The sequence below is a fragment of the Streptomyces sp. NBC_00996 genome, from assembly GCF_045162675.1.
In the GTDB taxonomy this organism is placed as follows: domain Bacteria; phylum Actinomycetota; class Actinomycetes; order Streptomycetales; family Streptomycetaceae; genus Streptomyces.
On record NZ_CP108723.1, the window covers coordinates 2,797,772 to 2,813,794 of the forward strand.

Below are 16,023 nucleotides of genomic sequence, written 5' to 3' on the forward strand. Positions count from 1 at the left end.
CCTTTGCCTGAGGCGTCCTTCGCGAGCGAGGGTCGAAGGATGAGCACGAACAACCCCGCGGCGCGCCTCTTCACCGCTGTGTACGAGGGTGACGAGGACGCGGTCGTAGGGCTGCTGCGCTCCGGCGTGAGCCCGGAGTCGGTGGACGAGGACGGCCAGACGGCGCTGTATCTGGCCGCGGTGAGCGACCAACCCGGCATCGTACGACTGCTGCTGGCGGCCGGCGCCGACCCCGACCGGCTCAGTCAGGGTACGGACGCTCCGCTGTGCGGTGCGGCCTGCGGCGGCCATACGTCGGTGGTACGCGCGCTGCTCACGGCCGGGGCCGGCCCGGACACGGTGGAGGCGTTCGGCTTCACGGCCCTGACGTGGGCGCTGCGGCGCGGTCACACCGAGATGGCGGACGCCCTCCTCGCGGCCGGTGCGGACCCGAACCGGCCCGGCCCGACCGGCGAGCCGCCGCTCGTGGCGGCCGCGCACCGCGGCTCGCCGGGGTGCGTGCGAGTCCTTCTCGCGTACGGAGCGCAGGCGGTCGCCGAGGCTCTCGCCGAAGCCCGCCGGTGGCTGTCCCTGGACGTGGAGGCCGAACTCCGCGCGGGCCTGGCCCGGACCCACGGCCCCGGTCACCCGTCCGCGACCCACCGCCATCCGGCGGAGGACGGCATCATCGTCGAGGTCCAGCTCCTCGACGCGGAAGGTCAGCCGTTCGCCGCCGACGACCAGCAGACGGGGCATGCCGAGACTGCAGCGCTTCTGGAGACGGCCTTGGGGGCGGCTCCCTGAGCGGGGGCCGTTCAGGGATCTATTCGCCCCTTCGCCCTACCCGTTCAATCGCCGGAGGGGCCGATTTTCAGCCCCTCCGGCGATTGAGGACAAGGCCGTTCAGCCCGATGGGGGTTGGGGGCGGAGACCCCGAGTGACGAGAAGGGGCAGGGGCGGGGGGGGGGGGAAACCCCCCCCCCGCCCTGCCCCGCCCCGCCCCGCCCCCACCGTTCACCCCCGCTGCTCAGCCACCGCCCGCCCCGGCAATGCCGCACACAGCCCGGCGCAGAGCACGAACCCGCCCATCACCCAGGGCATCGCCGAGGTCAGCGCCCCCGTCAATCCACCCGACGCATGCCCGAAGAACACGCTCCCGATCACCGCGGCCCCCACAGCCCCACCGAACTGCTGAGCCGTGGAAAAGATCCCGGACGCCCCACCCGCGAGCTCACCGGGCACCGCGGACAGCACCACATTCACCAGCGGAACCACCAGGAACCCCAGCCCCGCCCCCGCCAGCACCAGCCCCGGCACCAGCGGCCACGCCCCGGTGTGCACGGCGGAGGAGTCCTCGACCGCCGCCCAGATCCACCCGAAGCCCCCGGCCATCAGCAGCGCCCCCGCCCCCAGCACCAGCCGCCCGAAGCGCACGGCCAACCCGTCCGCCGCAGGCGCGGTGAGGAAGCCGCCGACCGAGAAGGCCACAGTCAGCACACCCGCCTGGGTCGGGGTGTAGCCCTCGCTGCCCTGCAGCCAGATCGCGAAGATCAGGAAGAAGCCCTGCATCCCGACGGAGAAGATGAGTTGGACCAGGACGCCCACCGAGAACGCGGGAAGCCGGAAGGCGCGGGAGGGCAGCAGCGGCACCGTCACCGATCCGCGTCGACGCGCCTCGTACACCCCGAGCCCACTCACCACGAGCACTCCACCGGCGAGGCAGATCCATCCCCACAGCGGCCACCCGTTGCCACGCCCCTGCACCAGCGGAAGCACGATCGCGACGAGCCCGCCGGCGAGGAGCACACTGCCGAGCACGTCGGGCCGCCCGGCGGACCGCTCACGTGTGGCCGGGACGAGGACGAGTCCCGCCATGAACGTACAGATGGCGACCGGCACGTTCACCAGGAACACGGACCGCCAGCCCCAGCCGAACAGATCCGCATCGGTGAGCACCCCGCCGAGCAGCAGCCCGACCGCGGAGGCGAATCCGGCGACCGCGCCGTACATCCCGAAGGCCGCTCCGCGCTCCTTGCCCTGGAAGAGCGTGCGGAACGAGCCGAGCACCTGTGGCATCAGCACCGCCGCCATCACGCCCTGCACGGCCCGCGCGGCGATCAGCTGTCCAGGCGACTGGGCGATCCCGCACCCGAGGCTCGCGAGCCCGAAGCCCGCCGTGCCGGCGAGGAAGAGGAAGCGGCGCCCGAACCGGTCCCCGAGATGCCCGGAGACGATCAGGGTCGCGGCGAAGCCCAGCAGATACGCGGAGACCAGCCACTGCAGGGCGCTCTGTGAGGCGTCCAGGTCACGGCCTATGGACGGGATCGCGACGTTCACGATCGTCACGTCCAGCAGGTCCATCAGCGCCGCGATCATCATCACGACGGCGGCGGCCCAGCGACGCGGATACGGCTCCGCGGGGGGTGAGGGGGGTGCGGCTGTGAGGCTCGTGGACATGGCGTCTCCCGTTGCTCCGGATTCATTCGCTCGACATTTATTTCGTTCGGGCTAACGAAAGACTTGCATCGACTCAGCCGCGATCGCAAGTCTTTAGTTCGACCGAACGAAATATTTGTTAACCTGGCCCCATGAGCAGCGGAGACAAGGACGCCAAGGGCGACAGGGGTGCCGGAACCGCCGACGACAGGCGGGCCAAGACGCTGGACCAGCTCATGACCGTGGGCCGCGAGCACAGTGGCGTCACGGTGATGTTCCATTCGGCGGTCGCGGCCCAGCAGGGCCTGAGCGCCACCGAGAGCAAGACCCTCGATCTGCTCCAGCGGTTCGGCCCGCTGACCGCGAAGGACCTGGCCGAACGCACGGGGCTGGCCCCCGCGTCCGTCACCGGCCTGGTCGACCGCCTCGAGGGCAGGGGCTTCGTCCGCAGGGTCAAGCACCCGACCGACAAGCGCCGGGTGGTCGTCGAGCTGAACCAGGAGAAGATCGCCGAGCTGGCCGTGTTCTTCGACGACTGGGCGCGCGATGTCATCGAGGCCTGCGAGGAGTTCAGCACGGACGAGCTGGAGACCGTGATCCGCTTCCTGTCCGTCATGTCCGAACAGCAGCGGAAGGCCGCCGCGCGCCTCTCCCGCTAGACACGCAACGGCCCTCCGGCACCCGCACTCCCCATATCCCCCGAACCCATCGGGCTTCCGCGGACGTCACGCTCCCCCGCCGGGAACGCGCCGCTCGCCCTGGCCTCCGGTTCGGGGGCGGCGCGGGCCCCGTTGGCGGGCCCTCCGGTCCGGGGGGCGGCGCGGGCCCCGTTGGCGGGCCCTCCGGTTCGGGGGGCGGCGCGGGCCCGTTGATGGGCCCTCCGGTTCGGGGGGGGCGACGCGGGCCCCGTTGGCGGACCCTCCGGTTCGGGGGGCGGCGCGGGCCCCGTTGGCGGGCCCTCCGGTTCAGGGGGGCGGCGCGGGCCCCGTTGGCGGGCCCTCCGGTTCAGGGGGCCGGCGCGGGCCCCGTTGGCGGACGGAGGCCGGCGGCGCGAGGCTGTCCGCGCGGCCGACGAACTCGCCGCCCGGCCCCGGTTGAGCGGAGGGGCCCGCACCGTCGCCCTACTGCGCCCCGTACACCGCCCCCGGAGCCTCTGCCTCCGCGAGCAGTTTCAGCGTCGCCTCGCCCGCCTCCGACGGCGTCCACCGTGCGCCCCTGTCCGCGGTCGGGCCCGGGCGCCAGCCCTCCATGACGGTGATCCGCCCGCCCTCGGTCTCGAAGACCCGTCCGGTGACGCCCGCACTCGCGGCCGACCCCAGCCAGACCACCAGCGGTGAGACGTTCTCGGGCGCCATGGCGTCGAAACCGGTGCCGGGCGTCGCCATGGCCTCCGCGAAGGTCCGCTCGGTCATCCGGGTGCGGGCCGCGGGAGCGATCGCGTTGACGTGGACGCCGTACCGCCCCATCTCGGCGGCGGCGACGAGCGTCAGCCCGACGATCCCTGCCTTCGCGGCGCTGTAGTTGCCCTGCCCGACCGACCCCGACAACCCCGCTCCGCTACTGGTGTTGACGACCCGGGCCACCGGCGTACGCCCCGCCTTCGCCTCCGCCCGCCAGTGTGCCGCCGCGTGCTTGAGCGGCAGGAAGTGGCCCTTCAGATGGACGCGCAGCACGGCGTCCCAGTCCTCCTCGTCGAGGTTGACGAGCATCCTGTCGCGCAGGAACCCGGCGTTGTTGACGAGCGTGTCGAGGCGTCCGTACGCCTCCAGGGCGGTGCGGATGAGCGATGCGGCGCCCTCGGTCGTCGCGACGTCGCCGCCGTGGGCCACGGCTTCGCCGCCCGCCGCACGGATCTCGTCGGCGACCTGCCGGGCAGGGCTGTCCGGTCCCGGTATGCCGTCGAGGCCGACCCCGAGATCGTTGACGACGACGCGCGCGCCCTCGGCGGCGTACGCGAGCGCATGTGCCCGACCGAGTCCACGCCCCGCGCCCGTGACGATCACGACACGCCCCTCGCACAGCAGCGGTGCGCTCATCTCACTTCTCCTTGTTGGCGCTTGCGGCGTCGAGGAAGGCGGGCAGCTCCCCGCCCCCGTGGACGAGCAGCGAGGCCCCGCTGATGTAGGCGGCTGCGTCCGAGGCGAGGAAGACGGCGGCCTCGCCGACATCGGACGGCTGGGCGAGACGGCCCAGTGGGACGGTGCGCGCGACGGCGGCGATGCCGTCCTCGCCGCCGTAGTGCAGATGCGCCAGCTCGGTGCGGACCATGCCGACGATCAGGGTGTTGACCCTGATGTCGGGGGCCCATTCGACGGCCATCGAACGGGCCAGGTTCTCCAGGCCCGCCTTGGCCGCCCCATAGGCCGCCGAGCCGGGTGACGGTCGCGTCCCGCTGACACTGCCGATCATCACGACCGAGCCCTTGGCCCGCTTGAGGTGCTCGTACGCGGCGATCGACGCGGTCAGCGGGACGGTGAGGTTGAGCTCGATCACGCGCGCGTGCCGCTCGGCGTCCGCCTGTGCCAGCGGCCGGTAGGGCGTGCCGCCCGCGTTGTTGACCAGGACGTCGAGCCGGGGCATCGCGTCGAAGAAGGCGCGCACGGCGGCCGGGTCGCGCAGATCGACGGATGCGAAATCGGTTCCCTCCAGGGGCGCCTCGGGCGGCCTGCGCGCACAGACCACGACGTGCGCGCCCGCCCGCGCGAACGCCCGCGCGATCCCGGCCCCGACCCCACGGGTGCCGCCGGTGACGACCACGGTCCTGCCTCCGAGATCCATGGTGTCCACGTTGTCCACAGGGCCTCCCGCGCGGATGCATTCGCTGCTAGCTTCGAGACTGTGCCTAACAAACGTTTGGTGGAAAGGTAGCTGATGCGCCCATGGGTGTCTCCACCTCGTCCCCGGAAAAGGGGATTTCCGTCGTCACGGTCGACTTCCCGCCGGTGAACGCACTGCCGGTGCGTGGCTGGTTCGACCTGGCCGACACCGTCCGCGCGGCGGGCCACGACCCCGAGATCCGCTGTGTCGTGCTGACGGCCGAGGGGCGCGGTTTCAACGCGGGCGTCGACATCAAGGAGATGCAGCGCGACACGGAGGGGCATCGCGCGCTCATAGGCGCCAACCGCGGCTGCTTCGAGGCATTCGCCGCGGTGTACGAGTGCGAGGTGCCCGTCGTCGCGGCGGTGCAGGGCTACTGCCTGGGCGGCGGGATAGGGCTGGTGGGGAACGCGGACGCGATCGTGGCGAGCGAGGACGCGACCTTCGGGCTGCCCGAGCTGGACCGGGGAGCGCTCGGGGCGGCCACGCATCTGGCCCGCCTTGTCCCGCAGCACCTGATGCGCGCCCTGTACTACACCTCGCGCACCGCCACCGCCGCCGAACTGCACGCGCACGGCTCGGTGTGGAGGGTCGTGCCGCGCGAGGAACTGCGCGCGGCAGCCCTGGAGTTGGCGCGCGAGATAGCCGCCAAGGACGGTCACCTCATCCGCCTCGCGAAGGCGGCGATCAACGGCATCGATCCCGTCGACGTGCGCCGCAGCTACCGCTTCGAGCAGGGCTTCACCTTCGAGGCGAACCTCGACGGAGTGGCCGACCGCGTCCGTGACACCTTCGGAAAGGAGGCCGCCCAGTGAGCGACAAGACCATGTCGGCCGACGAAGCCGTCGCCCGGCTGGAGAGCGGGATGACCCTCGGCATCGGCGGCTGGGGCTCGCGCCGCAAACCGATGGCGCTGGTGAGAGCGCTGCTCCGCACCGAGATCACCGATCTCACCGTCGTCTCGTACGGCGGCCCCGACGTGGGCCTGCTGGCCGCCGCCGGACGGATACGGAAACTCGTCACCGCCTTCACGACCCTCGACTCGATCCCGCTCGAACCGCACTACCGCGCGGCACGCGAGAGCGGCGCCTTCGAGCTGATGGAGGTCGACGAGGCGATGTTCATGTGGGGGCTGCGCGCCGCCGCGAACCGTCTGCCGTTCCTGCCGGTGCGGGCGGGCATCGGCTCGGACGTGATGCGGGTCAACCCCGGTCTGCGAACGGTCACTTCGCCGTACGCCGACGAATCCTCGGGGATACGGGAGGAGTTCGTCGCCATGCCCGCGCTGCGCCTGGACGCGGCCCTGGTCCACATGAACCGCGCGGACCGCCTCGGCAACGGCCAGTACCTGGGCCCGGACCCGTACTTCGACGACCTGTTCTGCGAGGCGGCGGACGCCGCGTATGTGTCCTGCGAGCGGATTGTGGACACGGCGGAGCTCACCAAGGAGGCCGCGCCGCAGACGTTGCTGCTCAAGCGGTCGAGCGTGACGGGGGTCGTCGAGACGCCGAACGGCGCGCACTTCACCTCGTGCGTGCCCGACTACGGGCGCGACGAAGCCTTCCAGAGGCTGTACGCCACCACACCGCACGCCGAGTTCGCCGAGCGGTTCCTGGGCGGGGACGAGCACGCCTACCGCAGCGCCGTCCAGGCCTGGCAGAGGGAGCAGAACCAGTGAGCACGACCCGAGCGGAGACCGAAGCGAAGGCGTCTCGCGCCGAGTACTGCGTGATCGCCTGTGCCGAGGCCTGGCGGGGCAATGGCGAGGTGCTCGCCGGCCCGATGGGCGTGATCCCGTCCATCGGCGCCCGCCTCGCCAAGCGCACCTTCTCGCCCGACCTGCTGCTGACCGACGGCGAGGCGATGCTCGTCGGCCTCGACGGCACTCCGGAGGGCTGGCTGCCGTACCGACAGCATCTGACGATGGTCACAGGCGGCCGCCGGCACGTGATGATGGGCGCGAGCCAGATCGACCGCTTCGGCAACCAGAACATCTCCTGCATCGGCGACTGGTCCAAGCCCAGGCGCCAACTGCTGGGCGTGCGCGGCGCCCCGGTCAACACGCTGAACAACCCGACCAGTTACTGGGTCCCGAAGCACTCGCCGCGTGTCTTCGTCGAGCGGGTCGACATGGTGTGCGGGGTGGGATACGACCGCGCCGCCGCCGCGGGGCCGAGCGCCACGCGCTTCCATCGCATCCCGCGTGTGGTGACCGACCTCGCGGTCCTCGACTTCGCGACGCCCGACCACTCGCTGCGCCTCGCCTCGCTGCACCCCGGCGTCACGGTCGAGCGGGTGAGGGCGGCGACGGGCTTCGAGCTGACGGTCTCCGACGAGGTGCCGTACACCCGTGAACCGACCTTGGAAGAGCTGGAGCTGATCCGCGAGATCATCGACCCGAAGGGCACCCGGGATCGCGAGGTCCCGGACAGCGGCAAGGTCGGGCACTGATGGAGACCGCGCTGACCCGGCTCGTCGGCGTCCGCCACCCCATCGTGCAGACCGGCATGGGCTGGGTGGCCGGCCCGCGCCTGGTCTCCGCCACGGCGAACGCGGGCGCGCTGGGCATCCTGGCCTCCGCGACGATGACGCTCGACCAGCTGCGGGACGCCGTACGAGAGGTCAAGTCCCGTACGGACGAGCCGTTCGGGGTGAATCTGCGCGCGGACGCCGGGGACGCGGGCGACCGGGTGCGGATCATCGTCGACGAGGGCGTGCGGGTCGCGTCCTTCGCCCTCGCCCCCTCGCGCGAGCTGATCGCCGAGCTCAAGGAGGCGGGCGTGATCGTCGTCCCGTCCATCGGGGCGCGCCGGCACGCCGAGAAGGTGGCCGCCTGGGGTGCCGACGCGGTGATCGTGCAGGGCGGCGAGGGTGGCGGGCACACCGGCGAGGTGGCGACGACCGTGCTGTTGCCGCAGGTGGTGGACGCGGTCGACATACCGGTCGTGGCGGCGGGCGGCTTCTGCGACGGCCGGGGGCTGGTGGCGGCGCTGGCGTACGGCGCGGCGGGCATCGCGATGGGGACGCGCTTCCTTCTGACCTCCGACTCGACCGTCCCGGACGCGGTGAAGGCCAAGTACCTGGCAGCGACGGTCAAGGACATCACGGTCACGACGGCAGTCGACGGGCTCCCGCACCGCATGCTGCGCAGCGAACTCGTCGACTCCCTCGAGAGGTCCGGCCGTACGAGCGCCCTCGCGCCGGCCGTTCGCCGAGCCGCCGGGTTCCGGAGGATGTCGGGCCTCTCCTGGTCGCAGATGATCCGTGACGGCCTGGCCATGAAGCACGGCAAGGACCTCTCCTGGAGCCAGGTCCTGCTCGCCGCCAATACGCCGATGCTGCTCAAGTCCTCGATGGTGGACGGGCGTACGGACCTGGGGGTGATGGCCTCTGGGCAGGTCGCGGGAGTGATCGAGGACCTGCCGTCGTGCGCGGAGCTGGTCGGGCGGGTGATGGCGAAGGCCGACGCGACGCTGGGCTCCCTGCCGGCGCCCGATGCGTCACTGCCCGCCTGACGTCGGCTCGGAGCCCGACGGAGGGTCCCCACAATGTTTTCGCCCCCTCCGCCCCTACCCGTCCCTGGGGGCTGCCGCCCCCAGACCCCCGCTCAAAAGATTGCGCAGTTCCCCGCGCCCCTATCCACCTGCAGCCGAAAGGCTGGTAGGGGGCGAAAAAACCCATCGCGTGCACCGGCCGGTTCGGCCGACGTACTCAGGCGGAACCGGAACCGGAACCGTCCGATGCCTGCTTCGCCGTGCGGCGGTACTCGGCGTTGATGCGCTGTGCTTCCTCGAGCTGGTCCTCGAGGATGACGATGCGGCAGGCGGCCTCGACCGGGGTCCCTCTGTCGACCAGCTCGCGGGCGCGAGCGGCGATCCGGAGCTGGTATCGGGAGTAGCGCCGGTGTCCGCCCTCGGAGCGGAGCGGAGTGATGAGCCGGGCCTCGCCGATGGCCCGGAGGAAACCCGGGGTGGTGCCGAGCATCTCGGCGGCCCGGCCCATCGTGTATGCGGGGTAGTCGTCGTCATCCAGACGATCGCTCAGTGGACTGTCTGCTGTCATGTCACCTCGTTCTGCAACGCGTCGAGGGGCCCTGGTGCCGTACGGCACCAGGGCCCCGAGGGAAATTGAACACCATCTGCCGGCGTTACTGCCGCGCCGACCTTCTGTTTCCGACCCCCGGCCCGGGAGAGGGCAGGGAGTACGGGAATCGCGATTGCGTGACCGGGGACCACCTTCCGTTCCGGGGCCTTGCGGTACCCGGTCCGAACGCTCTCCGGCCGGGCGATCCTGATGGCGTCTGCTCCCTCCGTCCTCTGGTGAATCGGTGTGTGCAGAACCGGTACTGCGGTACTGCCCGTGCTATCCCGCCAGTTCGTGTCTGCCGGGCATCTCCGACTGCGTCAACGAGAGAAACCCTAACCACACACCCAGCCAATGTCTACTCTGACAAACACAGATTTTGATCGGCACAAGTGCCAAATATCCTCACGTCACCTCTACGGGTGGGTAGCGGGAACGGCCGCTGGATAGAATCGGCTCCCATGTCGAACCCTGACGAGCTGCTCGTCGGCATCTCCGCCATGGTGGAGTCCGGGCAGAGCAATCGGATGTCACTGACCGTGGTTGTCGGTGGTGCTGTCATCACCGGCCGACTGGCTCCCGAAGCCATGTGGAGGGAGCGGGTTTCGGAGGTGCTCAAGGACTCCGACCACCTCGACTCGTTCTCCGGCGTCTTCATCGCAGACCGGCCGCCGGCCCGCGCCGACCGCGGCGAGGCGCCCACGCATCTGCACTTCCATCTCGCCCGGATCCTCCAGGGCAACATCGGAATTCCCGAGACCGGTGGGATGTACCGCGTCGCGATCAAGGACGTCAGCGCCTGGACCGTGGGCGACTTCAGCTACTCCGATCACTGAGACGTCGTACTGAGACGCCGTGTCCGGCGCCTTCTGATGGACAGTGTCGGTCGACCGGAACAACCGGACGCCGACAGCGATGAAGGGCCCTGCCGACGCGCGTCGGCAGGGCCCTTCATCGCTGTCCTGTGCCGGACGCCGTCCGGTGGATCAGCTTCCGGCGGTCGTCGTCACACCCCCAGGGGGGTGGGGCTGCCGAGCAGCGCCGAGGCGGTCTCGAGCGGCGTGGGGGCGTGCGAAGCATGCGGGACGGGCGTGGCCTCATGGCCGCTTCGGCAGGTGAAGCCGAGCCGCGCCATGGCCCGGGTGACCTCTCCGCTGGTGAAGTCGCGGCGGTCCTGCCGGGTGATGACTTCGCCCACCTGCTTGACGGGGTAGTGGCGGCGGCCGATGAGCACGGACTCACCCGTGATGGTCTCCGGCTTCACACCCTTCATCGAGGTCAGTACCCCGCTCTTGGTGAGGTCGAACGGGAACCGGGCGATGACGCAGCGCATGATGCCTCACAAGATCACAGGGAAGGAAGAAGGGGACCGGGCCGGCTGGGGTCGGGACGGGGTCGATCAGCGGGACATTGCGAGAGCGCCCAGGGCGGGACCGTGCTCGCCGGCGATGACGGACGGGGCGCCGGGCTGCCGACACCGCGTCGCGTGCCCGGCTCCGGGCGTCGTCGTGGTCACAGGCGGGGCGGACGGCCCGTCGGCGCCGAGGACGTCCCGCAGCCGGAGCCGGTCCGTATAGGCGGAGCTGTCGCGGACAGCGACGAGCCGGGTCCGGGTGATCGACCCCGTGACCTGCTCGTCCCGGTCGCACAGGACCAGAAACCCGACACGAGCACCGACCATGACGGACAGCGCCACCTCGACGGTCATGTCGTCACAGACCTGCGGTCCGGACAGGTCCATGGCCCCGGCCGAAACCGAGGGGAGGGGGTGTGCGGGGCGTTGCCGAGTCTGGGCCGGTGTCAAAGGATGCCTCCTGCGGGGACGGGCGGATTTTCCGGTCACGACGGGCCGGGCGCGACGGGCTCGGGTATGACGGTGCGGGCCGCGACGGGCTCGGGTACGACGGTGCGGACCGCGACGGTCTAGGCCCGGACTTCGCAGGTCACCCGATCGTGAAGATCAACAGGTCGGGTTCGATCGTCCGGCGGGCGGGATCGGCCGCGAGCCGCCGACGAAGGGCTGCCCCGGTCACTCGCGGACGCTGAGAGGCTGCTGCGTCGAACCTTTTCAGCGACCTGCGAAGTCCGGATCTAGGCGGCCGCGTCGACGGCGGACGAGCGCTGCGCCGTGCGGCGTGCCGCATCGCCGGTGGACCGGCCCCGGCCGACGCGACCACGCCGGCCGCGGGACGAGGAGGACGGGGAGGATGCGCCGCGCCGGGGACGTTCCGTGGCCGGCGCGGTGATGGTGACCGGGATGCCCGAGGGCGCCTGGGCACCGGTGATGCGGCTCAGTTCGGCTTCGCCCGAGCGCACCTGTGTGGTCTGCGGGGTGATGCCGGCGGCGGCCATCAGCCGGCTCATGTCGCGGCGCTGGTTGAGGGTCACCAGCGTGACGACGCTGCCGGACTCACCGGCGCGGGCCGTGCGGCCTCCCCGGTGCAGGTAGTCCTTGTGGTCGCTGGGCGGGTCGACGTTCACGACCAGGTCGAGATTGTCGACGTGGATCCCCCGTGCCGCGACATTGGTCGCCACCAGCACCGTCACATGCCCGGACTTGAAGCGGGACAGGGTCCGCGTGCGCTGCGGCTGGGACTTGCCGCCGTGCAGGGCGGCGGCCCGGACACCACTGTTCAAGAGGTGCTCGGTCAACCGGTCCACCGCGTGCTTGGTGTCCAGGAACATGATCACCCGGCCGTCCCGGGCCGCAATCTCGGTCGTCGTCCGGTGCTTGTCCGCGCCGTGCACGTGGAGTACGTGGTGCTCCATGGTGGTCACCGCGCCCGCGGACGGGTCGACGGAGTGGACCACGGGGTCGGTCAGGTAGCGGCGGACCAGCAGATCGACGTTGCGGTCCAGTGTGGCCGAGAACAGCATCCGCTGGCCTCCAGGCCGCACCTGGTCGAGCAGCTCGGTGACCTGGGGCATGAAGCCCATGTCGGTCATCTGGTCGGCCTCGTCGAGCACGGTGACGGCGACGTGGTCCAGGCGGCAGTCGCCACGGTCGATGAGGTCCTTGAGCCGACCCGGCGTGGCGACGACGACCTCCGCCCCCGTACGCAGCGCACCGGCCTGCTTGCCGATCGACATGCCGCCGACCACGGTGGTCAGCCGCAGCCTCACGGAGCGGGCGTACGGAGCGAGGGCGTCGGTGACCTGCTGGGCCAGCTCGCGGGTGGGTACGAGGACGAGGGCCAGCGGCTGCCGCGGCTCGGCGCGTCGGCCGGCCGTACGGGCCAGCAGGGCGAGGCCGAAGGCAAGGGTCTTGCCCGAACCGGTGCGGCCACGGCCCAGTACGTCACGGCCCGCCAGGGAGTTCGGCAGGGTCGCGGCCTGGATCGGGAACGGTACGGTCACGCCCTCGTGGTCCAGCGCGCGCAGCAACTGCGCCGGCATATCGAGATCGGCGAACGCCTCGACGGCGGGCAGTGCCGGGGTGACCGTCTTCGGCAGTGCGAACTCGCCCTGGGGCGAGGTCTGTCGGCGTCCGTGGCCTTCGGGACGGCGCGGGGAGCCGGTGCGGTTTCCGCCCCTCGCGAAGCCCGGATTTCCGGTGCGAGTGCGGGCGAAGCGCTCATTTGTGCGCGTGCGGTTCACGTGGAACCTTCCTTGACGTGGCGCGTATCAAGGAATTCCCGCAGAAAACGAGCAGCGCAGAGAATTGCAAGAACGAGCCGAAGAAAATGGGAGCCGAACCGGATGGGAAATCGGATCGGCCGGGGGGGATTACTCACGGGAGGCTTCGCCGGAGCGCATGGTGCGATTCCTGCGAGGGTGCCGGTCGCTCCGTATGAAGGCCCGACGGATTTTCGTCCGGAGCTCGGACGGGACCCTGGAGAGTGGGTCGCGAATCTCCTGAAACGCAGCGAGCTGGGGCCCGCACCCAAGGTGCGGGCCCCAGCTGCGAAGTACGTGCCGACGTCAGGCGGGAACGATGTTCTCGGCCGTCGGGCCCTTCTGACCCTGCGCGATGTCGAACGTGACCTTCTGGCCCTCCGACAGCTCGCGGAAGCCCTGGGCGGCGATGTTCGAGTAGTGGGCGAAGACGTCAGCGCCGCCACCGTCCTGCTCGATGAAGCCGAAGCCCTTTTCTGCATTGAACCACTTCACGGTTCCGGAAGCCATGTTATTTCTCCTTCGGGGCGGTGCTCGGGGTTCACGCTGTGTGTACTCCGTGTCGCCGCGATGATCACCCTGCCGGAAATAACCGGAGCCATAAAGAATCCCCACTGGAATGAATTGGTGGGAACACCTGCAAGATTTCGGGAACCACAACTGCAACTGAGATCGAGAGTAGCACGGTGCGATCGGCCGTGCGCGACAAATAACTCCGCCATGCCTGTCGAGTGAGTAATATTCACCGCGCTTCAAGCTCAATTCTCACTTTGCAGGCACAGATATTGGCGTGCCCGGGGCCCATGGTTTCTGCCGAGGATTCGAGGGGCGGCGGCTCGTCGAGATCCCCTCGCGGACCCGCGGTTCCGACCGGCGTCGGCACCGAAGTCCCGTCCACCGGGCGGGACTTCCCGAAGGACCTTATCGAGGCCTGGGACAAGTTCGATGAAGTACGAGGCGAACTGAGGCTCCCGCGATGCCCCACACGCTGCGGGTAATCGGCGGCGAGGACGAGACGATCGCCGAGCTGGAGATGAGCGTGGGCTTCGACGACGACCTGGCCGACGAAGCGACCGGGGTCGCCAACCGACTCCACGGCCTGCTCACACAGATCCGCCCCTCCCTGGAACGGGTCCTGGGGCCACGGTTGCAGCACCCGGCCGTCCTTGCCGTGCTCGATCCGTCCGGCCGGACGGCGAGCCGACCTGCTCCTCGCGATGCTCTGCGACGGCACCTTCCACGACCCACAACCCGCCCTCATGGGTTGACGAAACCCATAGGGGCACCGCCCGTCGCCTCAGAGCCGCTCGATGATCGTCACGTTCGCCTGGCCGCCGCCCTCGCACATGGTCTGGAGGCCGAACCGGCCGCCGGTGCGCTCCAGTTCATGGAGGAGCGTCGTCATGAGCTTCACCCCGGTGGCGCCGAGCGGATGCCCCAGCGCGATCGCGCCACCGTTGACGTTGACCTTCTCCGGATCGGCCCCGGTTTCCTTCAGCCAGGCGAGGACGACCGGAGCGAAGGCCTCGTTGATCTCGACGAGGTCGATGTCGCCGATGGACATGCCGGTCTTCTTCAGGGCGTACGCCGTGGCCGGGATGGGGGCCGACAGCATGCGGATGGGATCCTCGCCGCGCACCGAGAGGTGGTGGACCCGCGCGCGGGGCGTCAGCCCGTGTTCGCGGACCCCTCGCTCCGAGGCGAGCAGCATCGCAGCGGCGCCGTCGGACACCTGGGAGGAGCAGGCTGCGGTGATGGTGCCGCCCCCGACGACCGGCTTCAGGCCGGCCATCTTCTCCAGCGAGGTGTCCCGGCGCGGACCCTCGTCGACCGTGACCTCCCCGTAGGCCACGGCCTCGCGCGCGAAGCGGCCCTCGTCGATGGCGCGGATCGCCCGCTGGTGGGAGCGGAGCGCGAACTCCTCCTGGTCACGGCGGCTGATACCCCACTTGGCGGCGATCAGCTCGGCGCCGTGGAACTGGTTGACGGGCCGGTCGCCGTAGCGCGCCCGCCAGCCCTTGCTGCCCGCGAAGGGGCCCTCGGTGAGACCGAGCGGTTCGGCGGCCTGGCGGGAGGCGAAGGCGATAGGTATCTGCGACATGTTCTGGACGCCACCGGCGACCACCAGGTCCTGGGTGCCGGACAGCGCGCCCTGCGCGGCGAAGTGGATCGCCTGCTGCGAGGACCCGCACTGCCGGTCGATCGTGACGCCCGGCACCTCCTCGGGCAGCCCGGCCGCCAGCCAGCAGGTGCGGGCGATGTCACCGGCCTGCGGCCCCACCGTGTCCAGGCAGCCGAAGACGACGTCCTCGACGGCGGCCGGGTCGACTCCGGACCGCTCGACCAGGGCCTTGAGGACATGTGCTCCGAGGTCGGCCGGGTGGACACCGCTCAGGCCTCCCCCGCGCCGCCCGACGGGCGTGCGGACCGCTTCGACGATGTAGGCCTCGGACATGACAACTCCCTCGCAGACATGGGTTATTCGCGTACGGAGATCCCGTCGAGGACCATCGACAGGTACTGCCGGGCAATCTCCTCAGGGCTGTGCTGTCCACCGGGCCGGTACCAGGACGCGGCGACCCACACGGTGTCGCGCACGAACCGGTAGGTGAGCCGGATGTCGAGGTCGGCCCGGAAGACCTCGGCGTCGACGCCACGCTCCAGCGTGCTCAGCCACGCCTTCTCGAAGTTGCGCTGCGACTCGGCGAGGAACGCGAAGCGCTGCTGGGCGGCTAGGTGCTTGGATTCCTTCTGGTAGATGGCGACGGCCGCGCGGTGCCGGTCGATCTCCCGGAAGGACTCGGTGATCAGGGCCTCCAGGGTTTCCCTGGGACCAAGTTCGGCGTCCAGGACGGCGTCGTACCCGTTCCAGAGCTCGTCGAGGAAGGTCCGCAGGATCTCCTCCAGCATCGATTCCTTGGAGTCGAAGTGGTAGTAGAGGCTGCCCGCGAGCATCCCGGCCTCGTCCGCGATCTTGCGGACGGTGGTGGCGTTGTAGCCCTGCTCGGCGAAAACCTCGGCGGCGGTGTCGAGGAGTTCACGTCGGCGCTCCGGCGAGGCGGTCACCTGGGGCTTCTTCTTGGTAGGCACGGT

The 16,023-nt window shown here is 70.5% G+C and carries 17 protein-coding genes and 1 pseudogene; 8 read left to right on the plus strand and 10 right to left on the minus strand.

Going from position 1 to position 16,023, the window contains the following annotated elements; all coding sequences use genetic code 11:
- Positions 1 to 39: 39 nt before the first annotated feature.
- Entirely contained in the window at positions 40 to 783 is a 744-nt protein-coding gene (locus tag OG390_RS13225) for an ankyrin repeat domain-containing protein (RefSeq protein WP_406167698.1), read from the plus strand.
- Between the two features lie 210 nt (positions 784 to 993).
- Here the strand turns inward: OG390_RS13225 and OG390_RS13230 are convergent, their stop codons facing one another.
- Positions 994 to 2,436 carry an MFS transporter gene (locus OG390_RS13230; RefSeq protein ID WP_406167699.1) on the minus strand — a complete coding sequence of 481 codons (1,443 nt, stop codon included), beginning with the start codon at positions 2,434 to 2,436 and terminating at the stop codon, positions 994 to 996.
- A gap of 131 nt (positions 2,437 to 2,567) precedes the next feature.
- Between OG390_RS13230 and OG390_RS13235 the strand changes: the two genes are divergently transcribed.
- Positions 2,568 to 3,074: a MarR family winged helix-turn-helix transcriptional regulator gene (locus OG390_RS13235; protein WP_406167701.1), complete on the plus strand. Its 507-nt coding sequence runs from the start codon at positions 2,568 to 2,570 to the stop codon at positions 3,072 to 3,074.
- A 462-nt stretch (positions 3,075 to 3,536) separates the two neighbouring features.
- On the opposite strand, the gene OG390_RS13240 is transcribed toward OG390_RS13235, so the two are convergent.
- Together OG390_RS13240 and OG390_RS13245 are read right to left on the minus strand one after the other, a co-directional pair.
- A complete protein-coding gene (locus OG390_RS13240; protein WP_406167703.1) occupies positions 3,537 to 4,451 on the minus strand; it encodes an SDR family oxidoreductase in 915 nt (304 codons plus the stop codon).
- 1 nt (position 4,452) lies between these two features.
- A complete protein-coding gene (locus OG390_RS13245; protein WP_406177643.1) occupies positions 4,453 to 5,193 on the minus strand; it encodes an SDR family oxidoreductase in 741 nt (246 codons plus the stop codon).
- A gap of 101 nt (positions 5,194 to 5,294) precedes the next feature.
- Here OG390_RS13245 and OG390_RS13250 point away from each other — a divergent pair, with 101 nt between their 5' ends.
- The 4 genes from OG390_RS13250 to OG390_RS13265 are packed head-to-tail and all read left to right on the plus strand — an operon-like array spanning position 5,295 to position 8,747.
- Complete coding sequence (locus OG390_RS13250) at positions 5,295 to 6,047, plus strand: enoyl-CoA hydratase family protein (RefSeq protein WP_406167704.1); 753 nt, start codon at positions 5,295 to 5,297, stop codon at positions 6,045 to 6,047.
- Positions 6,044 to 6,910 (plus strand): CoA transferase subunit A, encoded by an 867-nt coding sequence (locus tag OG390_RS13255; protein WP_406167706.1) that lies wholly within the window; start codon positions 6,044 to 6,046, stop codon positions 6,908 to 6,910. The genes OG390_RS13250 and OG390_RS13255 overlap by 4 nt, the downstream gene beginning before the upstream one ends.
- The gene (locus tag OG390_RS13260; protein ID WP_406167708.1) at positions 6,907 to 7,683 is read left to right on the plus strand and encodes a CoA-transferase subunit beta; all 777 of its coding nucleotides are present in this window, start codon (positions 6,907 to 6,909) and stop codon (positions 7,681 to 7,683) included. Before OG390_RS13255 ends, OG390_RS13260 begins: the two co-directional genes overlap by 4 nt.
- The gene (locus OG390_RS13265) at positions 7,683 to 8,747 is read left to right on the plus strand and encodes an NAD(P)H-dependent flavin oxidoreductase (RefSeq protein ID WP_406167709.1); all 1,065 of its coding nucleotides are present in this window, start codon (positions 7,683 to 7,685) and stop codon (positions 8,745 to 8,747) included. The genes OG390_RS13260 and OG390_RS13265 overlap by 1 nt, the downstream gene beginning before the upstream one ends.
- 196 nt (positions 8,748 to 8,943) lie before the next feature.
- On the opposite strand, the gene OG390_RS13270 is transcribed toward OG390_RS13265, so the two are convergent.
- Entirely contained in the window at positions 8,944 to 9,294 is a 351-nt protein-coding gene (locus OG390_RS13270; RefSeq protein WP_406167711.1) for a MerR family transcriptional regulator, read from the minus strand.
- Between the two features lie 482 nt (positions 9,295 to 9,776).
- Between OG390_RS13270 and OG390_RS13275 the strand changes: the two genes are divergently transcribed.
- Positions 9,777 to 10,151, plus strand: a complete 375-nt coding sequence (locus OG390_RS13275) for a hypothetical protein (RefSeq protein WP_406167713.1) — start codon at positions 9,777 to 9,779, stop codon at positions 10,149 to 10,151.
- A gap of 170 nt (positions 10,152 to 10,321) precedes the next feature.
- Here the strand turns inward: OG390_RS13275 and OG390_RS13280 are convergent, their stop codons facing one another.
- The 4 genes from OG390_RS13280 to OG390_RS13295 all read right to left on the minus strand — a co-directional run bounded on the left by OG390_RS13280 (position 10,322) and on the right by OG390_RS13295 (position 13,440).
- A complete protein-coding gene (locus OG390_RS13280) occupies positions 10,322 to 10,648 on the minus strand; it encodes an SCO5918 family protein (protein WP_406167715.1) in 327 nt (108 codons plus the stop codon).
- Positions 10,649 to 10,714: 66 nt separating this feature from the next.
- Positions 10,715 to 11,056, minus strand: coding sequence for a hypothetical protein (locus OG390_RS13285; protein ID WP_406167717.1), 342 nt, complete (start codon positions 11,054 to 11,056; stop codon positions 10,715 to 10,717).
- A 350-nt stretch (positions 11,057 to 11,406) separates the two neighbouring features.
- Positions 11,407 to 12,912, minus strand: a complete 1,506-nt coding sequence (locus tag OG390_RS13290) for a DEAD/DEAH box helicase (protein WP_406167719.1) — start codon at positions 12,910 to 12,912, stop codon at positions 11,407 to 11,409.
- A 324-nt stretch (positions 12,913 to 13,236) separates the two neighbouring features.
- Entirely contained in the window at positions 13,237 to 13,440 is a 204-nt protein-coding gene (locus tag OG390_RS13295; protein WP_356065783.1) for a cold-shock protein, read from the minus strand.
- 457 nt (positions 13,441 to 13,897) lie between these two features.
- Here OG390_RS13295 and OG390_RS13300 point away from each other — a divergent pair.
- Positions 13,898 to 14,108, plus strand: a pseudogene (locus OG390_RS13300) (transposase); the annotation flags it as partial.
- Between the two features lie 119 nt (positions 14,109 to 14,227).
- Here the strand turns inward: OG390_RS13300 and OG390_RS13305 are convergent.
- On the minus strand, positions 14,228 to 15,385 hold the full coding sequence (locus tag OG390_RS13305) for an acetyl-CoA C-acetyltransferase (RefSeq protein ID WP_406167721.1): 1,158 nt from the start codon (positions 15,383 to 15,385) through the stop codon (positions 14,228 to 14,230).
- A gap of 23 nt (positions 15,386 to 15,408) precedes the next feature.
- Positions 15,409 to 16,020: a TetR/AcrR family transcriptional regulator gene (locus tag OG390_RS13310; protein ID WP_406167723.1), complete on the minus strand. Its 612-nt coding sequence runs from the start codon at positions 16,018 to 16,020 to the stop codon at positions 15,409 to 15,411.
- Positions 16,021 to 16,023: the final 3 nt, after the last annotated feature.